The sequence below is a fragment of the Algoriphagus hitonicola genome, from assembly GCF_900113375.1.
Classification (GTDB): Bacteria; Bacteroidota; Bacteroidia; order Cytophagales; family Cyclobacteriaceae; genus Algoriphagus; species Algoriphagus hitonicola.
Genome location: NZ_FOPC01000001.1, coordinates 473,802 through 498,211 on the forward strand (window position 1 = coordinate 473,802; position 24,410 = coordinate 498,211).

Here is a 24,410-nt window from a genome sequence, read left to right on the forward strand (position 1 = left end):
GTTGACTGCCTGACCGAAAGGTAAAAAGATGAAGCATCCAGCTTGATTGGTAAAAAAGTTTTGATTTGTGGTTCATTTGCAGATAATCAGCTATTGTTTTGTCTCTCACCCTAAGTTCCTGAGAAATATCATCTTTTCTTATCCTTGATTTTATGGTAAATTCAGGGAATGAAAAAGGCAAAAAGATCGATAGTTTTTATCTATTGGATTTTTGTTTTAATCAATAAAAAATATCACTAACTTCGAGATTGAATTAGAAATTAAACTTTAAACAAATAATATTCACTATGTCAGACAAAGATTTAAACCCAAATGGGCCAAGAAGCTATGACGTCAATGATGGTCATGCCGACCGAGGCGGAGACATCAGCAAGTGTCCCTTTCACAATGGGGAAATGAAGCATGTCGGAGGCGGTGGGACCAGCAATAGAGATTGGTGGCCTAACCAGCTTAGATTAGATATCTTAAGACAGCATTCATCCAAATCCAATCCGATGGGTGAGGATTTCAATTATGCCGAAGAGTTTAAGTCTTTGGATTTAAATGAAGTTAAGGCAGAACTTGAAAAAGTATTGACCACTTCTCAAAATTGGTGGCCGGCAGATTATGGTCATTATGGACCGTTTATCATCCGTATGGCTTGGCACGCGGCGGGAACTTACCGTGTGACTGACGGTCGCGGAGGAGGCGGTACTGGTACACAGCGTTTTGCTCCTTTGAATAGCTGGCCTGATAATGCCAACTTGGACAAAGCGAGATTATTACTTTGGCCTGTAAAGCAGAAATACGGACGTAAGCTCTCTTGGGCTGACTTGATGATTTTGGCTGGAAATGTAGCCTTGGAATCCATGGGCTTGCCTACCTTCGGTTTCGGTGGTGGACGTGCTGACGTATGGGAGCCAGAAGAGGATATTTACTGGGGATCAGAAACTGAGTGGTTGGGCGATAAGCGCTACACCGGTGACAGAGAACTCGAAAATCCACTAGGAGCTGTTCAGATGGGATTGATTTATGTAAATCCGGAAGGACCCAATGGAAAGCCTGACCCATTAGCCGCTGCGACGGATATTCGTGAGACCTTTGGCCGAATGGCGATGAATGATTACGAAACGGTTGCGTTGATTGCCGGTGGTCATACGTTTGGAAAAACTCACGGTGCAGCTGACCCTGGAAAATACGTAGGTCGTGAGCCGGCTGGAGCTTCCATCGAAGAGATGAGTTTGGGATGGAAAAATACCTTTGGTAAGGGACATTCTGAGCACACCATTACTTCAGGATTAGAAGGTGCCTGGACTACCTCACCTACTAAGTGGAGCAATAACTACTTCGAAAATCTTTTCGGCTTTGAATGGGAATTGTATAAAAGTCCTGCTGGAGCTCATCAGTGGAGACCGGTCAATGGTGGAGGAGCTGGAACTGTGCCTGATGCGCACGATCCCAACGTGACACATGCCCCGTTTATGTTGACTACGGATATCGCTTTGAAAGTAGATCCTGAGTATGAAAAAGTTTCCAGACACTTCTACGAAAACCCAGAAGAGTTTGCAGAAGCATTCTCCAAGGCTTGGTTTAAGTTGACTCACCGGGATATGGGACCAAAATCTCTTTACCTCGGTCCAGAAGTGCCAGCTGAAGATTTGATCTGGCAAGATCCGATTCCTGCGGTAGATCATAAATTGGTTGATTCCAATGATATCGCAGGATTGAAAGCAAATATTTTAGCTTCCGGTCTTTCTGTTTCCGAATTAGTCAGTACAGCTTGGGCTTCTGCTGCTACGTACAGAAATTCTGATAAGCGTGGTGGAGCCAATGGTGCCCACATTCGATTGGAGCCATGCAAGGATTGGGAAGTAAATAATCCTGAGCAATTGAGTAAAGTACTCGACACCTTGTCAAGCATTCAAGAGGAATTCAATAGCACCGCTTCTGAGGGTAAAAAGATTTCTTTGGCAGATTTGATCATCCTTGGTGGATGTGCTGCTGTCGAGAAAAGTGCCAAAGATGCTGGTTTTGAGCTGGAAGTACCGTTTACACCGGGTAGAATGGATGCTTCTCAGGAGCAAACTGAAGTTGACTCTTGGTCCTTCTTGGAGCCTAAAGCAGATGGCTTCAGAAACTACATGAGCAAAGTATGTCCAGTTAAAGCTGAAGAAATGCTGGTAGACCGGGCGCAGCTATTGACTTTGACTGCCCCTGAAATGACTGCCTTAGTTGGCGGTCTGCGCGTACTTGGCACCAACTGGGACGGATCCAAGCATGGTGTATTCACGGCTACCCCTGGCAAATTGACCAATGATTTCTTTGTCAATGTGCTAGATCTCAATACCACTTGGAGAGCTACTAACGATACCAATAATGTATTTGTCGGTAGTGATCGAAATAGCGGTGAACCGAAGTGGACTGGAACCCGAGCTGACTTGATCTTTGGATCAAATTCAGAGTTGCGGGCAATTGCTGAAGTTTACGGTTGCTCAGATGGAAAAGAAAAGTTTGTAACAGACTTCGTAAAAGCTTGGAACAAAGTGATGAATCTGGATCGATTTGATCTAGCTTAATCCACTCAAGCCTATAAACCTAAAAGGCAGTCTGGAAACGGGCTGCCTTTTTTTACAGCAATTTGTGAAATTTAATTGAGACACTCATTTTTGGATTAAATGGGTACTTTTGAAGAGAGACATCATTAAAATAAGCCGTGAGTACTATTTTTTTTATTTCCTTTTCGATTTCGATAACTTTTACCTCCATGATTTTAGGGTTTTTGGTGAATGAACGGATTAAAGGAAATCAATTATACCATCGAATTTCCAGACTTGAATTCATCAAAAATGACCGGATCAATCAGTGGATTGGGGTGGGGGTGATGAAGTTTTTGGTTTCAAAGACGTTTTGGGGAAAATTCAATACAAAACTGAAAATCGAAGGAAAGCCAGCGTTGAAGGAAATGATTTTGCTGAAGGAAGAAATGACCTCGGCTGAAATCAGTCACCTAATTGGATTTTTAGCGGTTCTCCTTGTTTCATTTGGGCTAACGGTAACCAAAAACTATGAATTTGGCCTCGTTCTCTTGATCATAAATATTATTTTCAACCTTTATCCAAGCCTTCTTCAGCAACAAAATAAAAGGAGGATTACAGGAATTATAGAGCGGTTTTACTCAGAAATATATTGAGAGATTTTTTATTCGAGGTCTTCGAAAAGATCGGGGAATCCACTTTCTCTTCCAAGATCCATTGGACTCTTGCCGTTGTCCATTTTTGCATTGGGATCAGCACCATATTTGAGTAATAATTTTACCAATTCCTTTTTCCCATGATGTGCTGCAGAATGGAGAGGAGTGACGCCATTTTGTTGTTTTGCATTTACTTCGGCCCCATTTTTTAATAGGCGTTCGGCAATTTCATAATTTGAAATCGCACAGGCAGAATGGAGTGGAGTGACACGGAAGGAATTATTAGAAGGAATGTTTGGGATTGCACCGTGTGTCAAAAGTAATCGGACAAGTTCGATATGTCCAAAATAGGAAGCCAAACCCAAGGGTGTAAATCCATCGGCGGAAAAGTCATTTATCAATTCTGGATTTTTTGAAAGGGTATTTTTTATTCCATCCAACTCCCCAATACATGCTGACTCATGAAGGGTTAAATCGGATAAATATTCTTTCAGGATGTCAATGGCCTGTTGATTTTTGCAGTAAGCGGCAAACTGAATTAAATAAATCCCCGATTCGGTTTTTTCCTTTGCCAGCTCAGGATTTGAGCTGAGCCGAGAAGCCAAATAATCGGTTTCCCCCTTTTGGATGGATTCTAAAATAGCCTTCATTTTTTTGTTAGGGATAGGATTTTTTCGGCACGCTCTTCCAGATCTTTCAGGTCATGTTTCTCTTTGATCGTTTCTCGGCCTACTCTCAATACCATTTCAGCATGTTTGATGATGGCTTCTTGGTGTGTTTTTTTCTTAGCAAACTCATTAATAGTTATAAAGGCCTCCATCATACGGATTAAGACTGCGGGAATTGCTCCCGCGAATTGTCTGATTTGGTTAAAAGCCGCATCCATCATTCCCTCAAAACCCAAATTATCCGCGATGATTCGCAGCGTTTGATTGGAATCATAGCGATATTTTGAAGGCAGGCGGGATTGAGTCAAATAGCTCATGGTTGTGGACAAATTGTCAATGCAAGAAATTGCGGTATACGGGTCATTGATGCCCGGTGAAAGTGCACGCACCGCGATTTCGACCATTTGATGGATCGAATGCTCGAGATCTTGCTGGGCGGTTTTTGTTTTTCCGATGACGAAATGGTCAATCAGTTGTTCCAAATCATCTTTTTCCAATTCTTTCTGAGAATAGATTTTTGCCAGTTCCATCCCAATGACCAAATAGCTTCCCGGCCGATAATATAAATTCATCATAATATTCTTTTCTTCGGCAGACTCCATCAGGGCCGCGCTGTCCACATATTGCAGGTATCCGCTTTTTGGGGATTTTAGGGAAAATGATTTTGAATATTGATTGATGGTTTGGTCTAGGTCAAATTCAGGTTCTTCTTCGGGATCATCGCCCATTTTTTCAGGAAAAAGAGTCTGGACCTGTTTGGAAATAAAAACCGAAATATCCGAAACTACTTTGTCAGCTTGAATGCTGATGGCGATTTTATGGATGAAAAAGATGAGCAGGACGATATTGGCTATCGTCGCAAAAACGGCAAATAGGATCGAAATGGAGGGAATAAAAACATAATCCTCCTGATCCTTGATCGAACTCAAAACCAAAAGGCAAAAGAGAAATGTAGCGATATAGGCACCCAATACGACTTGATTGAGTCGGATATCCATGAAATTTTTGATGAGTCGGGGGCCAAATTGCGAAGCTGCCAAAGTCAATACGACTAAGGTTACAGAGAAGACTGTACCCGCCACCCCAATCATGGCAGATGAAATGGTAGTCAGGATGCTTCGGGCTGAATCCAGATTTTGGACGAAAAAAAAGCGTAAGATCCCATTTTGATCGATGCTGATTAAACTGTCTAAATAAACCAGGCCAACAGCTAAGAGGATTCCCAGAAGAATCAGTAAAACAGGAATAAACCAAAAGGAAGCTTTAAGTTCGTTCCAAAAAAACAGGAGCTTCTTCATAAGTATTCATTGATTTAAAGGTTGTGGCCATTGAGAATCATCCCTTCCTTGACAGTTTTGAGGTAAGTGGCTGTTTTGCCATCATCACCTATTTCGCAGACCCGATAAGAAGGGAATGGATTACCCCATGAGCCTCCAAAATGTCCAGACCAGAGAAATGGCTTCTTTTTATACAACATCTGCCCATCCACATCATGGTCATGTCCGTGAAAGGTTGCCTTGACATTAGGGTAGCTGGTCACTAAATCAAGAAAGTCTTTGCATGCCACACCGTGACGAGTCCAGTCATTTTGGGAAATATGGATAAAGACAAAGACCTGCTCCATGCTTTTAAACTCCTCTAGTTTGGCAGTAGCAAACTCCAAATCTGCACAGAGGTATTCTCCGGTTTCATTGGAACAGTCCAGCAAAATTATTCCCAGAGATTCCTGATGGACAAAAGCGTAATTGCTGGGTCTGCCCCAGATTTCCTCCCAAGCTCCGAGACTTACCCGATCGTGATTTCCTCTACAGGTAAAGTAGGGGACGGAAAGTTGATCATAGACTTTTTTGACCTCAGGCATCCATTTTGGGTCATCATGAATAAGGTCTCCATTGAAAACCACAAAATCCACGCTCTCCTCCTGATTGATCGCATCAATCAGCTGCTGATGTGAAGCTTCAAAATCGGTGTCAGGTTGCCCAAAATGGCCATCAGAGGCAGTTATAAATTTGATTTTGGTGGTTTTCGGGAAATCCATTTTCCCATAGAGCAAAAAGGGCATAGTCATAAGCGAGGAACCAATTAGGCTGATTTTTTGGAGAAAAGGTCTGCGTTGCATGAATACAAGTTATTTTAAAATGGGGGAAAGAAATAGTTTCCGTTGGAATTTTGGCTTTCAGAATTTAATAGAGGAGTGTAAAGTTTGAAATTATGAGTTGATAATTAATCATTTAACAAATAATTTTTGGAGATAACTGATCTGTGGCAGATCTTTGCAAATCCTAAAAAAATAAATATTAAATGCCGACTAAGCTTTGGTCTTTTATTTTACCATTTTTTCTTTTTTTAGGTTTAAATTACTCACTGATTGCTCAATGCACGGATTGTGATGTCACGGTAGATGGGAATAACGCACCTGTCGGCACTTTTTCGAATGGAGCGAAAGTTTGTATTACAGGTAATCGTACCACTCAGCTCAATTTTAATAATAGAAACAATATTCAAATCTGTATTGCTGATGGATCTTCCTGGAACGGAGATTTTAACCAATTATCCGGCCTAGGCGAAATTCAAAATTTTGGTTCATTGACCTTTAATTCCAATCCTAATGGAAACTGGACGATCACGAATTATGGATCGTTAGAATTCAATCAAAACCTAAATTCCAACAAGACCATCTTTAATTTTGGTCAAATGACCGTGAATGGTGATTTTAATGTGAATTCAAATGCCAGATTTGAAAGCAACGGGACATTTTCGGTAAGTGGAAATACCAACTTTAACAGTAATGGGAAAGTGGTTTTAGTCGGGGAAACTTTCATAGGAGGATCCGTGGTGGTCAATTCCAATACTGACATCAAAATGTCTGGAAATCTTGAAATTTCTGGGGCACTCCAGCTCAATTCCAATAGTTCTATCTCAGGGATTAATTCCAATTTTTGTAATTTATTATCCGTCGGAGGAGCTTTTTCTAATAATGGTCAAATCAGAGGAAATGGCCTCGAATCACCTAATTCTATATTATATGTAAATAAAACTCCTGGGGGAACGGCACTTTCTGAAGGTGCCGAAGTGGGTACTTGTCCGGGTTTTGACTGTGTGGAAACCTATTCTGTTACGACTACCAATGGGTTTGATGAAATTTATATTTTTCATTGTTCGGATATTTTGACGATTCCCGACCTATTGGCAGATGAAGAAATTTTGGATGTTGAAGTTGCTTTGGTAGCTGGAGCTGGTGGAGGTGGTTTTGGTGAGGCTGCCGGTGGTGGTGGAGCAGGTGGTGTAGTGACGGCGAATGGAATCTCTCTGCAAGTTGGCCAAGTTTATCCTGTGGCTGTAGGACCTGGTGGGTATGGGTCCAATCAAGCCAATAGTCAAGGCACTAGTGGCTACCCCTCTGTCTTTTTTGGATTGATCGCCAATGGCGGCGGCGGTGGAGGATCACAATCTCAAGCTCATAGAAATGGTCTTCCCGGTGGAAGTGGTGGTGGAGCAGGTTCATTTAACCAAGGAAATAATGGTTTCCCAGGAAATGGAGGATCTAGTGCCCTCAATCAAGGTGGAAATGGAGGAAATGGTAGGGCTCAGAATAAAAACCAATTAGTAGGAGGTGGAGGAGGGGGCGCTTTTCAAGCTGGTCAAGAAGGTAATAATAATAATCCAGGAAATGGAGGATCGGGGGTTCCTCTTTCTATTCTAAATGGATTCCCTGCCATTCCCAATGCCTTTGCCGGTGGTGGTGGCGCTACAGGTCGAAATCCCGCTCAAGAATACGGTAAAGGCACCGGTGGATTTTATTCTGGTACAAAACTGGGAGGAGATGGAGATCATTTGGATCCCGGGGAATCTGATTCTGATGGAATCGGTCAGGAAGGTCGTCCTAATACCGGTTCGGGTGGAGGTGCTGGAAGTGTCCGAGGTGGGGCTGGTTCTGCAGGGAAAGTGATAATCCGGATTTCTTACCGGATTTTGCCCTTGGAATTTTATCGGATTGATGCAAAGTATGACGAAAAAGAGAAAAGTGTTACCATCGATTGGTCCATGTTTGCCCAAGAAGATGAATTAAGTTTAACGGTTCAGCGATCTTTGAATCAAACCAAAACTTGGGAGGATATTCAACAGATCGATACCTTGGTGATCGATTCTTCAGATTTGTCATTTTCTGTGAAGGATAATGAATTAGGCACAGCTCAGGAGTTGATTTTCTATCGGATCAAAGCGGAAGATTCCAAAGGTAAAACAGGCTATAGCACTTTAGTTTCCGTAAATCTGCCAGCCCGATTTGAAGGATTACTTTGGAAAGTTTTTCCCAACCCAATAGGCTCATCTGAGATTCAGACTATTCCCACAGGTTTGACGCGAGAGTTGGAAGATGAGATTGGAATTGCAATTTCTGATTTTTCCGGAAAAACCTTTAGCTTCACTGCAACCGATCACGTGGAATTATCTCAGAAGCTAAATGAATATATTAAATCAGTTAAAAAAGGAGTTTATATTCTTCGGCTTTCTGACTCGAGAGGTCAAACTGTAATCAAGCTGATTAAATAAAATCCCTGCCCGATTATGCATCAAGCAGGGACTCATTGAGTATACGGAGTATTTTTATTTGTTTTCTTCCACCCATTTTCGAGCATTGACAAATGCTTCTAACCATGGCGTAAATTCGTCATGCCTTTCGCTTGGATAATGCGCCCAATTCCACGGCTTCAGACTTCGCTCGATATGAGGCATAATCGCTAAATGTCTTCCATCTTGAGAGGCGATACCGGCGACGGAATAATCCGATCCATTGGGATTGCCAGGATAGGAACTATAGCTATATTTCATCCCGATATGATAGGCGTTTTCTGCTTCTGGCAGTTGGAATTTACCCTCGCCGTGAGCTACCCAAACGCCCAATCGCTGACCGCTTAGTTTTCCAAGCATCACCGTGTCGTTCTGTGGGATGCTTACGTTGACAAAAGCGGATTCGAATTTATGGCTTTCGTTGTGTAGCATTTTAGCTTTGGAGGAATTGGTTTTTCCTACCAATCCTAGCTCGACCATAAGCTGACAGCCATTGCAGACTCCCAAGCTGAGTGTGTTTTTCCGAGCGTAAAACTTGTCCAAGGCTTCCTTGGCTTTAGCATTGTAAAGAAAAGCTCCTGCCCAGCCTTTGGCCGAACCCAAAACATCTGAATTAGAGAATCCACCTACAAAGACAATCATTTGCACATCAGAAAGATCCTCGCGTCCCGAGATCAAATCGGTCATGTGGATGTCCTTCACTTCAAATCCGGCCAACCAGAGTGAATAGGCCATTTCGCGGTCTCCATTGACTCCTTTTTCCCGAATGATGGCTGCTTTGGCCTTACCGGTATTTTTTCGATAGGGGTCCAGTCCAGACTTCTTGAAATTCCCTTCCCAATTCGGGGCGAAATTGTAACTCAAAGCCTGGTTCCTGTAATTTTCAAATCGATCATTGGCGAGCTTTTCTCCACTTTGTTTTCTATCCAAGAGATAGGAAGATCGATACCAAGTGTCCCGCATTTCAGATACTTCTAAGCTCAACCCTAGTCCATCGAGATTTACTTCACCACTGCTATTGACGTCAGCGATGGAGATAAAGTCCACATCGTAATTATGAAGAATAGCACGTACTTTCTCTGTGTCATTTACTTGAATCAATATCCCCGGATTTTCGGCAAAAAGCGCTTTGACCATATCCCGTTCTTGGAACCGGTCTGCTTTGACTTTTAGCCCAATTTGAGTGCTTGGGAAACACATTTCCAAAAGTGCGGTGATCATTCCACCTGCCGAGATATCGTGACCTGCCAAAACTAATCCTTGCTCGATCAGTTTTTGCACAGCCATAAATGCATGGCTGAAATAATCAGAATCTTGGACAGTAGGCGTTTCTACGCCAATTTTGTTCAAAATCTGGTAAAAACTCGAACCTCCGAGTTTTGGCGAATCCTTGGAGAAATCAATCCAGTATACTTTGGAACCTTCTACCGGTTGAAGTGCAGCTTTTACGGTTTTATTGATGTCTGAGCATTCTCCGACCGTGGAAATGATCACAGTTCCCGGAGCATAGACCACTTTTCCATCGGGATACTTTTGAGTCATGGATAGGGAATCTTTTCCTGTCGGAATATTGATGCCCAGCTCGATGGCAAATTGGGAAACCGCTTCCACTGCACGGTAGAGTCGGTCATTTTCCCCTTTGTTTTTAGCAGGCCACATCCAGTTTGCGGAGAGGGAAATTCCTTTTATTCCATCTGTGATCGGAGCAAAAACCAGATTGGTCAATGCCTCAGCTATTGCCAGACGACTTCCAGCCTCAGGATTTGCCAAAGCCGCCACAGGTGCATGTCCGATTGAGGTGGCGATCCCTTTGTTTCCGGTAAAATCCAATGCCATCACAGCTACATCATTGAGTGGTAACTGTATCTCACCGACGGTTTGCTGAGTGGCCACTCGTCCGGTAACTGATCGGTCTACTTTATTGGTCAACCAGTCTTTGCAGGCTACCGCCTCAAGCTGAAGTACTTCTTCTATGTAGGATTTTAACTTGCTGACTTGATAGTCTCCTTCGCTGAAATTGGCTTGCGAATGGGAATCTTCCAAAATAGTTTTAGGAGACGAACCAAACATATACATCAAATTCCAATCGACAGGTTTCTCCCCTGTTTTTTGATTCTCAAACTTGAAGTGCATGTCTCCTGTGGTCTCACCGACTACATAAAAAGGAGCTCTTTCCCGTTCAGAAAGTTGCTTTAGCGTAGGGATGTCTTTTTTGTCGACAACCAATCCCATTCGCTCCTGGGATTCGTTTCCGATGATTTCCTTAGCAGAAAGTGTGGAATCGCCCACCGGAAGCTGATCAATATGGATGGTTCCTCCGCTGTTTTCCACCAGTTCAGAAAGGCAATTTAAATGACCGCCTGCTCCATGATCGTGAATTGAGATAATGGGGTTTTCTTCGCTTTCGGCCATCGCTCGGATGACATTGGCTACCCGTTTTTGCATCTCGGGATTGGAGCGCTGTATGGCATTGAGTTCGATGGCGTTGGATAGCTCACCGGTATTCAATGAGGAAACAGCCGATCCGCCCATGCCGATCCTGTAGTTGTCTCCGCCCATGATGACGATTTGATCCCCGGTTTTAGGTTCAGATTTTTTGGTGTATTTGGCATTGGTAAAGCCCACACCACCAGCCAGCATGATGACCTTGTCAAAACCAAACAGGGTACCGTTTTCCTCATGCTCAAAGGTCAAAAGTGAACCAGAAATCAACGGTTGTCCAAATTTATTTCCAAAGTCAGAAGCGCCATTTGAAGCTTTGATCAGAATGTCCATGGGAGTCTGGTAGAGCCAAGGTCTTTCGGTAAGTTTCTCTTCCCAAGATCTGTTTTTTTTACTTCTGGGATAGGAGGTCATGTAGACAGCCGTTCCTGCCAGAGGAATCGAGGCAGTACCGCCCGCCATTCGATCTCTGATTTCTCCTCCAGAGCCGGTTGCCGCACCATTGAAAGGCTCCACGGTGGTCGGGAAATTATGAGTTTCCGCTTTGAGCGAAATAACCGTTTCGATCTCCCGCTGCTCAAAAAAGTCGGCTTGATGCTGTGTTTTGGGTGCAAATTGGAATGCTTTGGGTCCCTGAACAAAAGCAACATTATCCTTATAAGCGGAAGCGATTCGGTTGGGATTTTTCTTGGAGGTTTCTTTGATCAGCTGAAAAAGCGTCATAGGCTTCTCTTCTCCATCGATCACGAAAGTTCCATTGAATATTTTATGACGGCAATGCTCGGAATTGACCTGGGAAAATCCAAATACCTCTGAGTCAGTTAACGGTCTTCCAAGTTGCTTGGCTACATTTTCTAAATACGCTACTTCCTCCTCGCTAAGTGCCAGTCCTTCTTGTTGGTTGTATGTTGCAATATCATTGACCTCTTGGATGGGTACCGGCTTCAGGTCAATCGCAAAAATCTCCTGATTGAGCCCTTCGTAAGCTTTTTGAAGCATGGGGTCAATTTCATCGTTTTCGCCTAGTGGCAAAAATTCTTCGATTCGCTGGATTCCGAGGATCCCCATGTTTAGGGTGATTTCTACGGCATTGGTGGACCAAGGTGTGATCATTTCCTTTCTAGGGCCGGAAAATTTCCCATTAACTTGGGCATCGTTTAAGGCCCGGGCTTCTCCAAATAGCCAGGAGAGTTTATCGATGTCTTCGGGTGCGAGAGGTTGGTGAGTTTGTACAGCGTAAACGCTTTTTTGAGGGGATTCAAAGAAGAAAATCATGTCCTTGAGCTGGTAAGCTGCAAAGGTAAGGAATTGGTAGAAGGAATGGAAAAGCAAAAGATCAGAAAATCGATGACTTTTCCATTCTTTGGGATAAAGGCTTAGAATAAGCCAGTAATGGTACCATCTTCTTCGATGTCAATCAATTCGGCCGCAGGCACCAAAGGCAAACCGGGCATTCGTAGTATTTCTCCAGCTATGGGGATAATAAAACCTGCACCGGCCGCTATTTCGAAATCCCGAATCTGGACTTCAAATCCTTGAGGTCTTCCTAGTTTTTTCTCGTCGTCACTCAGACTTTTTTGCGTTTTTGCAATGCAAATGGGGAGATTACTATAGCCCAATTCTTCGAAACGTTTGAGTTTGTTTTTGGCAGCATTGGTGAGAACGACCGAATCAGCTCCATAGATCTTTTTGGCTACTTTCTCGATTTTGGTGAATGGACTGTCTTCAAGTTGGTAGGTGAAATTCAGTTCTTTGGAATCGTTTTGCTCGGTAGTTTCGACTACTTTTTGGGCCAGCTCTATGCAGCCTAATCCGCCTTTTGCCCACCCTTCGCTGATAGCAGCTGGTATTCCCTGTTTTTCGCAATAGTCTAAAAGAAGTGATTTTTCTGCATCGGTGTCACTGGAAAAGACATTGATAGAAATCACCACAGGTACCCCGAATGATTTCAGTGCAGCAAGATGACCATCGAGATTTGCAAATCCCCGCTCTAAAGCTTCTGTATTTTCTATTTCCAATTCTTTGAGGGTTTGACCACCATGGTATTTGAGAGCTCTGATGGTCGCCACTAATACAATTGCTTTTGGTGCAATCTGGGCTTCTCGGCATTTGATGTTCAGAAATTTTTCAGCCCCCAAGTCAGACCCAAATCCTCCTTCGGTTACTACGTAGTCGCTGAGGCTCATTCCGATTTTAGTGGCCAAAATGGAGTTGGTTCCTTGGGCGATATTGGCAAAAGGCCCTCCGTGAATGATGGCTGGATTATGCTCAAGAGTTTGCACCAAGTTGGGCTTGATTGCCTCCTTCATCAAAGCTGCCATGGCTCCTTGAGCATTGAGGTCTCGGGCAAAAATGGCTTGACCTGATAGTGTATCACCGATATAAATATTTGCAAAGCGCTCCTTCAGGTCGCTGATACTTTTGCTTTGGCAGAGAATAGCCATGACTTCACTAGCTGCGGTAATATTGAATCCGCTTTCTCGGGGAATTCCTCCGTTGGTTCCTCCCAGTCCCAACACGATATTGCGAAGGGCCCGATCATTCATGTCCAAAGTGCGTTTCCAAAGTACTTTTCGTGGGTCCAACTGAAGGCTTCTCTTTTTACTCTGCATATTGTTATCGATCAAAACAGCCAGTAGGTTGTTAGCTTTTTCGATAGCAGAGAAATCTCCCGTGAAGTGCAAATTGATGTCCTCCATGGGAATGACTTGACTACGGCCTCCTCCAGCCGCTCCTCCTTTGATTCCGAAAACAGGGCCAAGGCTTGGTTCTCGAATGACAGCGGTACTTTTTTTACCGATTTGATTCAGCGCGTCTACCAGGCCAATCGTAGTGGTAGTTTTGCCTTCTCCTGCCGGGGTAGGAGTGATCGCAGTGACTAGGATGAGATTACTCTGGGCTATTTGTGCTTCATTGATCAGCGTGAGGGGAAGCTTGGCCTTATATTTTCCATAATACTCCAGCTCCTCTTCGGCAATGGAAAGCTTCTCGGCAATTTCTCGGATGGGGGCCGGAGTGGTCAGGTTTGCAATTTCGAGATCGGTCATGGGTTTAATTTTTACCGAAGGTAAGGTGGAGATTATGAAATTAATTGGTCAATAGTTTGTTTAAAAAATGATATAAATCAGTAGAAAATCCCCGAATTTTTTGAGTTGAGAAATTGGGATGTTGCGTTGATTAATCCTCCATGTCCCACAGGAAGTATAATGGATTTTGCGGTGGGGATTTTTTTACTAAAAGCAGAAAGACTTTTTGGAGATATCATCCGGTCATGAGCACCTGTAAATAAACTAATGGGCGTTTTAAGTTTATTGGCATTTCGGCTGATTTTCTTTAGGTCCAAATGGATTTCTCCAAAAACCCGCCAGGTAAAATAGACCTGAGCTCGCTGTGACCTTGTTTTCATCTGGGTAGTGATAAATTTTACCAGACTATTTTCCACTATTCCCACCTTATTTAATTTCGCAACCAGACCAAAAAATAGCTGAGGTCTGAATACGATGCGTTTGAAGAAAGGATGAAAGTAAGTCGGATAACTGCTGATGCTGTATTCGGCTCCGGTTTTGATCCCGTCAGGTGCCAAGAGAGTCAAACTTTTAACCTGATCCGGAAATAGTTCATAAGTTAAAAGTGAAAATTTTCCTCCCATGCTGTAACCGATCAGGTGAAAGTTCGTGAAACTCTCTTGCTGCATAAGTTTTTGAATAAGCCACTTCCAGTGATTTTTGGAGAGAGGAGTGGAAGCCTGAAACCATTGACTTCGTCCATGGTAAAAAAGGTCGATCAAGTGGAAGGTGTAATTTTCATGATGAAGTTTGGTAAACGGCAGCATGTATTGATGATTTTGGCCAAAACCGTGAAATAAAAGTACATGATCAGGTCCGGATCCTAAAGTGGTGTAGTGTAATCTGCCCTGATGGGTTTCAATAATTTTCATTCAATTGAAATTGTTTTTAAAAGATAAGTAAAACAAGAAGTTGTTAAGAAAATAGGGTTAGAAACAAAATAAAATATTTTAAAATCAATTAATTGTAGATGAAAAATAGTTTGATTAGTTGCTTTAGGTATTTTCTCAAAATAATATTTGATTAAAAACTGCGGGAACTTTGTGACTACAAATAGTTTCCATAGTTTTGCATCTCAATTCAAATGATCGTGTGGAGATGAGAGAGAAAATATTGGATGTGTCGATGGAGCAGTTCGCCCGCTTTGGAGTCAGGAATATTACCATGGACGACTTAGCAAGGCAAGTAGGGATATCCAAGAAAACACTTTATCAAGAATTTAAGGATAAAAAGGAGCTGGTCATGGAGGCCTTTCATCGAATGCTTTCTTTGGATCAGGAGAAAATGTGCTTTATCATGGAGTCTGAAGATGGCGTCATTGAGCACCTGGTCAATTTGTCAAAAATGATGCGGGAGCGGCTGAGCGGTATTAATCCGATTGCCATTCTGGAGGTCCAGAAATATTTTCCGGAGGCTTGGGCGATATTCGAGAAGCATAAAGAAGAAGTGATCCTATTGGATCTGGTCAATGTTCTGGAGAAGGGCAAGAAACTAGGCTATTTCAGAAAGGAAATAGATTCCACTATCTTGGCTCGACTCCGAGTTAATCAAATCACTTCTGCATTGGAGCAAACTAATTCCCATACCCAGACACATGACCTAGTGGAGGTCCAAATGGAAATGATGGATCATTTTCTTCATGGGATTTTCACCGAAAAAGGGCGGGAAGCCTTTTACAGCCAACAGAAAAAACAAGATTGAATCTTATAGTAATGAAAAAAAACCTTTTTGCCTTTTTGCTTATTTTCTCATTTTCTTTCGCCCTTCAGGCTCAGGAACAGGTGAGAATGACCTTGGAAGAGGCCCTATCACTTTCTCTGGAGAATAATGTAAATGTCAAAAACGCCCAATTGGAGACGATGATCTCTAAGGCTACGATCAAGGAAACCACCGCCAGTGGATTGCCTCAGATCAATGGAGCTTTTGATTTGAATTATAATCCGGCGATCCCAGTGGTTTTTCTGCCTAACGAACCGCCATTTGGTGATCCCAGCATTCCATCAGACGTGATTCCAGCACGATTTGGCGTGAGTTTTACCTCTTCACTCAGTGCCAATGTTCGCCAGATGATTTTTGACGGATCTTTCTTTGTGGGACTTCGGGCGGCCAAAACCTATAAGCAACTGACTGATTATGATTTGGAAAAAACTGAAACCGATGTGATCGAGTCCGTCAAAAAGGCTTATTTCGGGGTGTTGGTCAATCAAGAGCGAATTCGATTGGCCCAGTCCAACTTATCCCGGGTTGATACCCTTTTGAATGAAACCCGTGCATTGAATGAAGCCGGTTTTGCCGAAAAAATCGACGTATCCAGAATCCAAGTTCAGCGAAACAATACCTTTACCCAGCTGGAGCGCAGCCGAGCAGCGTTGGAAATCTCCATGCAAGTCTTGAAATTACAGATTGGTCTGCCGATGGAATATGACCTTGACTTGGAGGAGAATCTGGAGGAGTTCAATAGCCTGGAGGAAGTTTCTGCATTGTTGGAAGATCCTGGAAATGAGCGAATTGAGGTTAAGCAGCTGAATACCAATATTGAGTTGGTCGGATTGGATATTAAAAATAATCAATCCCAATACATGCCCTCGATTGATTTTGTAGGCAATATTCAGCGGGCCGGGGCAGGGAATGAACTCAATTCGGTATTTAATAGTCAGAATTGGTTTGGTAGCTCGCTTTTAGGAGTAAGTATGACGATTCCGATTTTTGACGGATTCCTGAAAAGCGCCAAAATCCAAAAGAACAGAATACAGATTCAGCAGCTCGAAAATCAACGAAATTACATTCGGGAGAGCATCAGAAGCGAAGTATTTTCAGCCAAAACCAATCTCAAAAATGACCTGAGTTTATTACAGGTTCAGGAAGAAAATCTAGAATTGGCCCGGGAGGTCTTTGACATGGCCCGAATCAAATATACCGAGGGTGTCGGCTCCAATCTCGAGGTAGTAGAAGCCGATGCCGCCCTTATCGAGGCGGAGATCAATTACCTGTCGGCTTTGTATGACGGACTAGTTTCCAAGGTGGACTTGGAAAAAGCCCTGGGCATCTTAAAAACATCAATAGAAAACTAAACCAACTATTTCTCCTTCTTTTTGAAGGAAAATAATCGTAAAAATAACCATGAAAGGAACCTTGAAATTTTTACCCATCAGCTTAGCGATGATTTTGGCATTTAGCTGTGCCGAAAATGACAGCGTAGAGGCAAAAAAGGCTGAGTTGGAAAAACTCAAAGCCGAAGTAATTGAGCTCAATGGCACGATTCGCGAGTTGGAGTCGGAGCTCACTCAGTTGGATTCCGGATTTGCCCAGCAAAATCAAAAGTCCATCCTCATCACCACCGCGGATGCCCGAAAAGGAAACTTTGAGCATTTTGTAGAAGTGACAGGAGCAGTTCTGTCCAAGAAAAATGTGAGTATTTCCGCCGAAACAGCTGGAAGAATAGTAGAAGTCCCAGCAATTGAAGGAATGCGCGTCAGTAGAGGACAGGTCCTAGCCGAAATCGATTCTGAAAGCATTCAGCGAAATATCGAGGAAATTGAAAATTCCCTGGACTTGGCAAGAACACTTTTTGAAAAGCAGGAACGACTTTGGAAACAGCAAATCGGAACTGAGGTACAATACTTGGAAGCGAAAAGTCGAAAAGAAGGATTGGAGCGCAATCTGAATTCTTTGAAAACCCAATTGGATAAGGCATTCGTTAGGGCGCCGTTTGACGGTACGATCGAAACGGTACAAGTGCGATTAGGAGAACTAGTCCAGCCCGGAGCCCCGATGTTTCAGTTTGTGGGCGAAAACGACCTCTTTATTGAAGCGGATATCTCAGAATCCTATGTGGGAGTCTTGGGCAAAGGCGATTCAGTGCGGGTGAGTTTCCCTTCTATTGGACAGGAGATCAAGACACGGGTATCCTCAGTAGGTTCTATCATCAATCCAAACAACCGGACTTTTAAAGTGGAGGTATTTATGCCAAAACTGGATTTGGTCAAACCGAACATGCTGGCCGTAATGAAAATCAAGGATTATGAGAATCCTGAAGCCGTAGTGGTCCCCTCCAAATTGGTCTTAAGTGATAATCGAGGAGATTATGTGTTTGTGGTGGAAGAGGGGAAAGCCCAAAAAATCTATGTCAAACGAGGAAAAACTTTTCAGCAGGATGCCGAGATTTTGGAGGGGTTGGCTGGAAATGAACAGTTGGTGGATAAGGGCTTCCGAGAAGTAGGAGACAATTTTAATGTGAACATCGCGCAGCAGTAAATCATGGCCGAAGAAGCAAAGTCAAAAACAATAAGAGAGTTTGGGTTAACCAGTGCGAGTGTGGACAATTCCACCTCTGTCATTATCCTGACGCTGATTATTACCGTTTTGGGATTGGGGGCTTACCGTACCATGCCCAAGGAAAGTTTTCCAGAGGTGGTTATTCCTACGGTCTATGTGGGCACTCCCTATCCGGGAAACTCCCCCGTGGATATGGAAAACCTGATTACACGTCCGATTGAGAAAGAACTGAAGTCTCTCAATGATGTGAAAGATATCAAATCCACTTCGGTTCAGGATTTTTCTTCGATTGTGGTGGAGTTTAATCCAGGCGTGGAGATTTCCAAGGCGATCCAGGATGTCAAAGATGCGGTGGATAAATCGAAGAGCGAATTGCCTTCCGATCTGGATCAGGAGCCCAATGTCTTGGAGGTGAATACTTCCGATTTCCCGATTATGAATGTAAATATTTCGGGAAATTATTCGGAAGCTGAGCTTAAGAAGTTTGGAGAATACCTGGAGGATGAAATCGAAAAGCTACCCGAAATCTCCAAAGCAGATCTGGCAGGTACCGTGGAGCGAGAGATTCAAATCAATGCCGATCCTTATAAAATGGAATCTGTCGGGGTAACTTTTGATGATATTGCCAATGCGGTAAGGTCAGAAAATGTGACCATCTCAGGTGGAAGTATCAGAGGAGGGGATTTTCAGCGGACTTTGCGTGTGGATGGGGAGTTTACCGATCCAGCGCAGATTTTGGATGTGATTGTCAAAACTGACAATCAAAAAATCGTCTATCTCCGGGATGTGGCTGAGGTAAAAGATACTTATAAGGATCGGACTTCTTATGCGCGGATGAAAAACCTCCCCGTTGTCACGATCAATGTGGTCAAGCGGAGCGGAGAAAATCTCTTGTTTGCCGCTGATAAAATCAAAGAAATCATTGAGGAAACCAAAGCCAACAGATTTCCGCAGGATTTGGAAATCACGATCAACAATGATCAAAGCAAAACTACGCGTACGCAGGTCAGTGATTTGGAAAACTCCATCATCTTCGGAGTGATCCTCGTTGTGTTGGTTTTGATGTTTTTCTTGGGATTCCGAAATGCGCTTTTTGTAGGGTCGGCTATCCCGCTTTCGATGTTTATTTCCTTCTTGGTGTTGAATGCATTTGGGATTACCCTTAATCTCATGGTGCTATTCTCCTTGATTTTGGCTTTGGGGATGCTTGTGGATAATGGAATCGTAGTCGTGGAGAACATTTATCGTCTGATGTCTGAAGGAAAATCTCCTATAGTCGCTGCAAAAGAAGGCGTCGGAGAGGTGGCGTGGCCGATCATTACTTCTACTGCTACGACACTTGGAGCATTTCTGCCTTTGGCATTTTGGCAGGATACAATCGGAGACTTTATGAAATATCTTCCGATTACCTTGATTATCGTATTGTCTTCATCGCTATTTGTGGCCTTGGTGATCAATCCTGTGATGACTGCGATGTACATGAAAATAGAGGATGTCACCAAGGAAAAACCCAAACAGCGATCAATTATCGTCGCAGGGATTTTCTTGGTATTGTCCACTATTGCATATTTGGTAGGGTGGATGGCAATGGGTTCCCTGACTCTGGTCGCTTGTGTATTGACCCTGTTCAATGTCTTTTTGTTGAGAAAAGCGATCAGATGGTTTCAGACCGTGTTTTTGGTACGATTGGAAAATAGCTATGAAAGGATTTTGGAATTTTCTCTCCGAGGCAAAAACCCCTATTATTTATTCGGAGGAATCAATTTACTCTTAATCTTCTCCCTTGGATTGCTTTTCATCAGAGCCCCCAAAGTACTTTTCTTTCCAGATAATCAACCACAGTTGATCAATGTCTATGTCGAGTTTCCGATGGGAACTGATATCGAAGCGACCAATGAGTTTGTGGATGAATTTGAGGATGAGATAGCAGTAAGTTTGGGTGAATACAACGAGATTATTGAATCGGTAATTTCTCAGATTGGGGAAGGGACAAGTGACCCAACCGAAGGATCAACCGGTGAAGCTACGCCTCATAAAGCAAAGATCACGATAGGATTTGTGGATTATATTGATCGTCAGGGTGTCAATACCAACAAGGCCATGGAAGAAATCCGTGACCTCGCCGAAAACTATGCCGGTGTTTTGATCACAGTCGATAAGCAAAAAGCCGGTCCTCCTGTCGGTAAAGCGATTAATATTGAGTTTTCGGGCGAAGATTATGATCAGTTGATCAGCTATGTCAATCGTTCAATGGAATTTCTCAATAGCAAGAATGTTCCTGGCGTCGAAGAATTAAAAACGGATTTGTCTTTAGGTAGCCCAGAACTAATTGTGGATATTGATCGCGATAAAGCCCGCAGATTTGGTTTATCCACCTCAACTATCGCCACCGAAATGAGGACTTCTCTTTTCGGCCTGGAAGTGTCCAAATACAAGGAAGGTGAAGATGATTATCCGATTCAACTTCGGTTGACTGAAGATTACCGGTACGATGTCAATGCGCTGATCAATAAAAAAATTGGGTTTCGGGATAAATTTGGTGAAAAACGCGAGGTTCCGGTTTCTGCCGTAGCAGATATCGAATATGGATCTACTTATGGTTCGGTGAAGCGAAAAGATCTTGAGAAGGCCATAACTATTTATTCTAATGTGTTGGATGGGTTCAATGCTACTGAAATCAATACCGCACTTCGTGACTATATGGCTGGATTTGAGGTTCCGGATGGGATTACAGTGAAGTTTACCGGGGAGCAAGAGGAGCAAGCCAAATCGATGGAGTTTTTGATCCGTGCGCTTGGGATAGCTGTTTCCTTGATCTTCCTGATCATCGTCGCACAGTTTAATTCTGTGACGACCCCGTTTATCATTATGGCATCGGTGGTTTTAAGTACGATCGGAGTGTTTTTGGGATTGGTGATTTTCAATATGGATTTTGTGGTCATTATGACCGGGATTGGGATTATTTCCTTAGCCGGAGTGGTAGTGAATAATGCGATCGTATTGATCGATTATACCAACTTGGTTCGAGCAAGAAAGCGGGAAGAATTGGGAGTTCCTGATGATCAGTTTTTATCTTTTCCGGATTTGGTGGGAAGTATCGTCGAATCAGGAAAAACCCGTCTAAGACCCGTCTTATTGACGGCGATTACCACAGTTCTGGGATTGATCCCGCTTGCTATCGGAATGAACATCAATTTCGGTACCTTATTGAGTGAATTTGACCCTCAATTTTATGTCGGAGGAGATAATGCAGATTTTTGGGGTCCAATGGCTTGGACCGTAATCTTTGGGCTAACCTTTGCGACCTTCCTTACGTTAGTGATCGTACCAGTCATGTATTTGCTGGCAGACAAATTAAATATGAAGCTGCGTAAGTTGAAAGCATGATTGATTTAAGGTTGGTGGTTTTTTAGACAAAACCTCCGGAACCATGTTCCGGGGGTTTTTAATTTTCGGAGGATTGCCAATTTCCACTCTTTATTGGAAAAGACTGCAGAAAATTGGCATGAATAAAAATCAAAAAAGCCCAGTTTTCCCTGGGCTTTTTTGATTTCAGTCAAGCAGGTATTTTAAAAAGGAAGGTCGTCTTCACTGGTCTCAGCCATTTCTGGTTTTGGAGCAGGTTGAGAAGAATTTCTTCTACTCAAGAACGTAAAATCATTCACCACAATTTCGGTGGTGTATCGCTTATTACCGTCCTTGTCTGTGTAGCTGCGATTGGAGATTTTACCCTCGACGGCGACTTCTGAACCCTTGTCGGTGTATTTTTGGAGGATTTCGGCTTGCTTTCCCCAAAGCACCAATCGATGCCATGTGGTATTGTCCACACGTTCGCCTTTTTGGTTTTTGTAGGTTTCATTAGTTGCGATGGACACCCTTCCGAGGATTTGACCGGAATCAAGATTTTTGATTTCTACTTTGTCACCCAAGTGACCGATTAGCTGTACTTTGTTTCTTAGCGCATTCATGATTTTTAGAATTTAAGTGAAAGATTAATTTTTGATTTCGCTAGAGGTAAATCGTTGAGCCAAAGTTGCATCCCCGGCCAAAAACTAGTCGGGTGACAGTCGACAGTATCCGTTAGTAGTCGTTTGCTGTCGGATAAATTTGACTGAATGATCAGATTGTCATTCAGGTTTTTAATAAATTTATTTTTGATAAGATGATTGGATTAATCCTAAGAAATCGAGCATGACTTTAATCGGCACAGTCAAGGATGATTAATAGTCGAGCGAGATTTCAGTTTACCTTTGAAAATCAATTATAGACACATGAAGCTGCAAATTACTGATCAAATGGTTCGGGAAATAGCCGAAGATTTGGATGCCGGTATGACCTGCTATGTGGATAAAAATACCGGTGAAATAGAAAGTCTCCCGGATACGCTGAGTCCTTATTTTGACTCGGAATTATGGCAGGATTTAATCGATAAAATTGATCGGAATATGGGAGAATACTGGATCATTGAGCCGATGGAGTCCTGGGAAGCATTTCAGGTGATGGATGATTTTGTCGATTCTTTAGGAGACAACAAAGAAACTCGACGCTTGATATCTAGCCTTCAACACCCAAAACCCTTTTAGCATTTTAAGCAATTGATTCATGAATCTGAACTGCGGGAAGATTGGTTTTCTTTCAAGCAAAAACGCTATGAGGATTATGTCCGAAATTTACTCCAAGATTATTTACAGCGTGAAAAGTAAAAGCTTGTGCGTTTGCTTTATTTTTGAAACTCAAATCAAATTCGAACCACTGCTTTTCATTTTCCTTGAAAAAAATCACTATTGTTCCCGCTGAAACTGAAGATTTGCCTGAGTTGCTTAGGATGGCAAGGACAGCCTTTATCCAAGCGTTCACCATCGGAAACAAACCCGAAAATGTGGAGCATTACCTAAATGAAGCTTTTACCTTGCCCCAGTTTGAAAAGGAATTTGAAACCCCCTCATCCTATTTTTTTCTGGCAATAAGTGAAGATAAAATCATCGGATACCTAAAGGTCAATGAAACCCCTTCGCAGACTGACATTCACGATCCAGAAAGTCTGGAGATTGCAAGATTATATGTACTGGAAGAATTTCTAGGAAGGGGAGTGGGGCCTGAGTTACTAAATTTTGCGATCGAATTGGCCAAGCAAAAAGCCAAGAAATATCTGTGGCTTGGAGTCTGGGAGAAAAATGCCCGAGCGATCCGATTTTATGAAAAAAATGGCCTCCGAAAATTCGGAAGCCATCCATTTCCCTTTGGGGATGAAGTTCAGACGGATTATCTGATGCGAATTGATTTTTAAGAACCCAATTCTCCTCTTTTAGCCATGCGTTGCATCTTTTTGTTGGCATAGATGGCTACTTCGACCCGTCTATTTTGAGCTCGATCCATATCGGTTTCATTGCTGTCTAGCGGCATGGATTCTCCATAGCCTGTGCTAGTCATTCGTGGGCTGGAGACTCCTAGGTTTCCCAAGTAGCTTTGTACTGAATAGGCCCGGTCTCTGGAGAGCGAAAGGTTATAATCTTCTTCTCCCACGGAGTCTGTGTGTCCCTCGATCATAATATTGGTGTCTTCGTATTTCTTCAGCGTGGTGGCTAGATTTTGAAGATTTGTCGTGGCCTCAGGACTGAGTGTAGATTGATCAAAGCCAAATAGAAGTCCTGAATCAAAGGTGATTTTGATGCCTTCCCCAACTCGTTCCACTTTTGCGCCTTCCAGATCTCTACGAAGTTCCTCGGCTTGTTTATCCATTTCTCGGCCGATGATCGCACCCGCAGATCCACCGATGGCCGAACCAATAATAATTCCTGTTGCTGTTTTATCCTTTCCGGCGATAAGTCCCCCGAGTATTCCGCCTGCAGATCCACCGATGGCTGCTCCTTTGACGGCATTGCTGGTTTTGCAGGAAGGTGTTCCTATCAATAACCCAATGATTCCTAGTCCTAGTAAAATCCTGTTTGAAGTTTTCATGTGCATATAATTTTACTTGTGGGCTGCATGAAATCCCGCACAGTCGTCCCGAAAGATTTCGGTTTTGATAGGCTTGATTTCATGAGTACGTATTTTTACTAATACCAATTGCAAGTGGCGTACCAAAGAAATTTTATAAAGAAATATAAATCCCGGTCATCGTTGGAACATGCTGTACATTGGAAGCATTAAGTGCGTCAGGATAAATGGCTTGATGAAAAGCCTGCTTTTTACTTAAAAAAATGGGCTGAGAAAAAAAGGAAG

At 42.9% G+C, this 24,410-nt stretch carries 17 protein-coding genes; 9 read left to right on the forward strand and 8 right to left on the reverse strand.

The window, feature by feature from the left end; all coding sequences use genetic code 11:
- Positions 1-287: 287 nt before the first annotated feature.
- The gene (katG, locus tag BM043_RS02105) at positions 288-2,555 is read left to right on the forward strand and encodes a catalase/peroxidase HPI (protein ID WP_092788578.1); all 2,268 of its coding nucleotides are present in this window, start codon (positions 288-290) and stop codon (positions 2,553-2,555) included.
- A 137-nt stretch (positions 2,556-2,692) separates the two neighbouring features.
- On the forward strand, positions 2,693-3,169 hold the full coding sequence (locus BM043_RS02110) for a glycosyl-4,4'-diaponeurosporenoate acyltransferase CrtO family protein (protein WP_143071020.1): 477 nt from the start codon (positions 2,693-2,695) through the stop codon (positions 3,167-3,169).
- A gap of 8 nt (positions 3,170-3,177) precedes the next feature.
- On the opposite strand, the gene BM043_RS02115 is transcribed toward BM043_RS02110, so the two are convergent.
- The 3 genes from BM043_RS02115 to BM043_RS02125 are packed head-to-tail and all read right to left on the reverse strand — an operon-like array spanning position 3,178 to position 5,956.
- A complete protein-coding gene (locus BM043_RS02115) occupies positions 3,178-3,819 on the reverse strand; it encodes an ankyrin repeat domain-containing protein (RefSeq protein WP_092788580.1) in 642 nt (213 codons plus the stop codon).
- Positions 3,816-5,135, reverse strand: a complete 1,320-nt coding sequence (locus BM043_RS02120) for a DUF2254 domain-containing protein (protein WP_092788581.1) — start codon at positions 5,133-5,135, stop codon at positions 3,816-3,818. Before BM043_RS02120 ends, BM043_RS02115 begins: the two co-directional genes overlap by 4 nt.
- Positions 5,136-5,149: 14 nt before the next feature.
- Positions 5,150-5,956: a metallophosphoesterase family protein gene (locus tag BM043_RS02125; RefSeq protein WP_177188404.1), complete on the reverse strand. Its 807-nt coding sequence runs from the start codon at positions 5,954-5,956 to the stop codon at positions 5,150-5,152.
- A 182-nt stretch (positions 5,957-6,138) separates the two neighbouring features.
- On the opposite strand from BM043_RS02125, the gene BM043_RS02130 reads away from it, so the two are divergent.
- A complete protein-coding gene (locus tag BM043_RS02130; protein WP_092788582.1) occupies positions 6,139-8,388 on the forward strand; it encodes a T9SS type A sorting domain-containing protein in 2,250 nt (749 codons plus the stop codon).
- A gap of 54 nt (positions 8,389-8,442) precedes the next feature.
- Here BM043_RS02130 and purL read toward each other — a convergent pair whose 3' ends face one another.
- The 3 genes from purL to BM043_RS02145 form a co-directional block, all read right to left on the reverse strand.
- On the reverse strand, positions 8,443-12,123 hold the full coding sequence (gene purL, locus BM043_RS02135) for a phosphoribosylformylglycinamidine synthase (protein WP_092788733.1): 3,681 nt from the start codon (positions 12,121-12,123) through the stop codon (positions 8,443-8,445).
- Between the two features lie 101 nt (positions 12,124-12,224).
- Positions 12,225-13,895, reverse strand: coding sequence for a formate--tetrahydrofolate ligase (locus tag BM043_RS02140; RefSeq protein ID WP_092788583.1), 1,671 nt, complete (start codon positions 13,893-13,895; stop codon positions 12,225-12,227).
- A 77-nt stretch (positions 13,896-13,972) separates the two neighbouring features.
- Positions 13,973-14,785 (reverse strand): alpha/beta fold hydrolase, encoded by an 813-nt coding sequence (locus tag BM043_RS02145; RefSeq protein WP_092788584.1) that lies wholly within the window; start codon positions 14,783-14,785, stop codon positions 13,973-13,975.
- Between the two features lie 226 nt (positions 14,786-15,011).
- On the opposite strand from BM043_RS02145, the gene BM043_RS02150 reads away from it, so the two are divergent.
- Genes BM043_RS02150 through BM043_RS02165 form a run of 4 tightly spaced genes read left to right on the forward strand, consistent with a single transcriptional unit; the run spans position 15,012 to position 21,575 of the window.
- The gene (locus BM043_RS02150; protein ID WP_092788734.1) at positions 15,012-15,614 is read left to right on the forward strand and encodes a TetR/AcrR family transcriptional regulator; all 603 of its coding nucleotides are present in this window, start codon (positions 15,012-15,014) and stop codon (positions 15,612-15,614) included.
- An 11-nt stretch (positions 15,615-15,625) separates the two neighbouring features.
- Positions 15,626-16,984 carry a TolC family protein gene (locus BM043_RS02155; RefSeq protein WP_092788735.1) on the forward strand — a complete coding sequence of 453 codons (1,359 nt, stop codon included), beginning with the start codon at positions 15,626-15,628 and terminating at the stop codon, positions 16,982-16,984.
- A 49-nt stretch (positions 16,985-17,033) separates the two neighbouring features.
- Positions 17,034-18,167, forward strand: coding sequence for an efflux RND transporter periplasmic adaptor subunit (locus tag BM043_RS02160; RefSeq protein ID WP_092788585.1), 1,134 nt, complete (start codon positions 17,034-17,036; stop codon positions 18,165-18,167).
- Positions 18,168-18,170: 3 nt separating this feature from the next.
- On the forward strand, positions 18,171-21,575 hold the full coding sequence (locus BM043_RS02165) for an efflux RND transporter permease subunit (RefSeq protein WP_092788586.1): 3,405 nt from the start codon (positions 18,171-18,173) through the stop codon (positions 21,573-21,575).
- A 182-nt stretch (positions 21,576-21,757) separates the two neighbouring features.
- Here BM043_RS02165 and BM043_RS02170 read toward each other — a convergent pair whose 3' ends face one another.
- Positions 21,758-22,156, reverse strand: coding sequence for a single-stranded DNA-binding protein (locus tag BM043_RS02170; RefSeq protein ID WP_092788587.1), 399 nt, complete (start codon positions 22,154-22,156; stop codon positions 21,758-21,760).
- 303 nt (positions 22,157-22,459) lie between these two features.
- Between BM043_RS02170 and BM043_RS02175 the strand changes: the two genes are divergently transcribed.
- Entirely contained in the window at positions 22,460-22,771 is a 312-nt protein-coding gene (locus BM043_RS02175; protein ID WP_092788588.1) for a hypothetical protein, read from the forward strand.
- Between the two features lie 185 nt (positions 22,772-22,956).
- On the forward strand, positions 22,957-23,475 hold the full coding sequence (locus BM043_RS02180; protein ID WP_177188405.1) for a GNAT family N-acetyltransferase: 519 nt from the start codon (positions 22,957-22,959) through the stop codon (positions 23,473-23,475).
- On the opposite strand, the gene BM043_RS02185 is transcribed toward BM043_RS02180, so the two are convergent.
- The gene (locus tag BM043_RS02185; RefSeq protein WP_092788590.1) at positions 23,472-24,146 is read right to left on the reverse strand and encodes a YiaD family glycine zipper/OmpA-like lipoprotein; all 675 of its coding nucleotides are present in this window, start codon (positions 24,144-24,146) and stop codon (positions 23,472-23,474) included. The genes BM043_RS02180 and BM043_RS02185 overlap by 4 nt on opposite strands.
- Between the last annotated feature and the right edge of the window lie 264 nt (positions 24,147-24,410).

Excerpts from the sequence above, each read along its gene's own strand:
- katG (WP_092788578.1), top strand. The coding sequence starts at position 288 with ATGTCAGACAAAGATTTAAACCCAAATGGGCCAAGAAGCTATGACGTC.
- BM043_RS02115 (WP_092788580.1), bottom strand. The coding sequence starts at position 3,819 with ATGAAGGCTATTTTAGAATCCATCCAAAAGGGGGAAACCGATTATTTG.
- BM043_RS02120 (WP_092788581.1), bottom strand. The coding sequence starts at position 5,135 with ATGAAGAAGCTCCTGTTTTTTTGGAACGAACTTAAAGCTTCCTTTTGG.
- BM043_RS02125 (WP_177188404.1), bottom strand. The coding sequence starts at position 5,956 with ATGCAACGCAGACCTTTTCTCCAAAAAATCAGCCTAATTGGTTCCTCG.
- BM043_RS02130 (WP_092788582.1), top strand. The coding sequence starts at position 6,139 with ATGCCGACTAAGCTTTGGTCTTTTATTTTACCATTTTTTCTTTTTTTA.
- purL (WP_092788733.1), bottom strand. The coding sequence starts at position 12,123 with ATGATTTTCTTCTTTGAATCCCCTCAAAAAAGCGTTTACGCTGTACAA.
- BM043_RS02140 (WP_092788583.1), bottom strand. The coding sequence starts at position 13,895 with ATGACCGATCTCGAAATTGCAAACCTGACCACTCCGGCCCCCATCCGA.
- BM043_RS02145 (WP_092788584.1), bottom strand. The coding sequence starts at position 14,785 with ATGAAAATTATTGAAACCCATCAGGGCAGATTACACTACACCACTTTA.
- BM043_RS02150 (WP_092788734.1), top strand. The coding sequence starts at position 15,012 with ATGAGAGAGAAAATATTGGATGTGTCGATGGAGCAGTTCGCCCGCTTT.
- BM043_RS02155 (WP_092788735.1), top strand. The coding sequence starts at position 15,626 with ATGAAAAAAAACCTTTTTGCCTTTTTGCTTATTTTCTCATTTTCTTTC.
- BM043_RS02160 (WP_092788585.1), top strand. The coding sequence starts at position 17,034 with ATGAAAGGAACCTTGAAATTTTTACCCATCAGCTTAGCGATGATTTTG.
- BM043_RS02165 (WP_092788586.1), top strand. The coding sequence starts at position 18,171 with ATGGCCGAAGAAGCAAAGTCAAAAACAATAAGAGAGTTTGGGTTAACC.
- BM043_RS02170 (WP_092788587.1), bottom strand. The coding sequence starts at position 22,156 with ATGAATGCGCTAAGAAACAAAGTACAGCTAATCGGTCACTTGGGTGAC.
- BM043_RS02175 (WP_092788588.1), top strand. The coding sequence starts at position 22,460 with ATGAAGCTGCAAATTACTGATCAAATGGTTCGGGAAATAGCCGAAGAT.
- BM043_RS02185 (WP_092788590.1), bottom strand. The coding sequence starts at position 24,146 with ATGAAAACTTCAAACAGGATTTTACTAGGACTAGGAATCATTGGGTTA.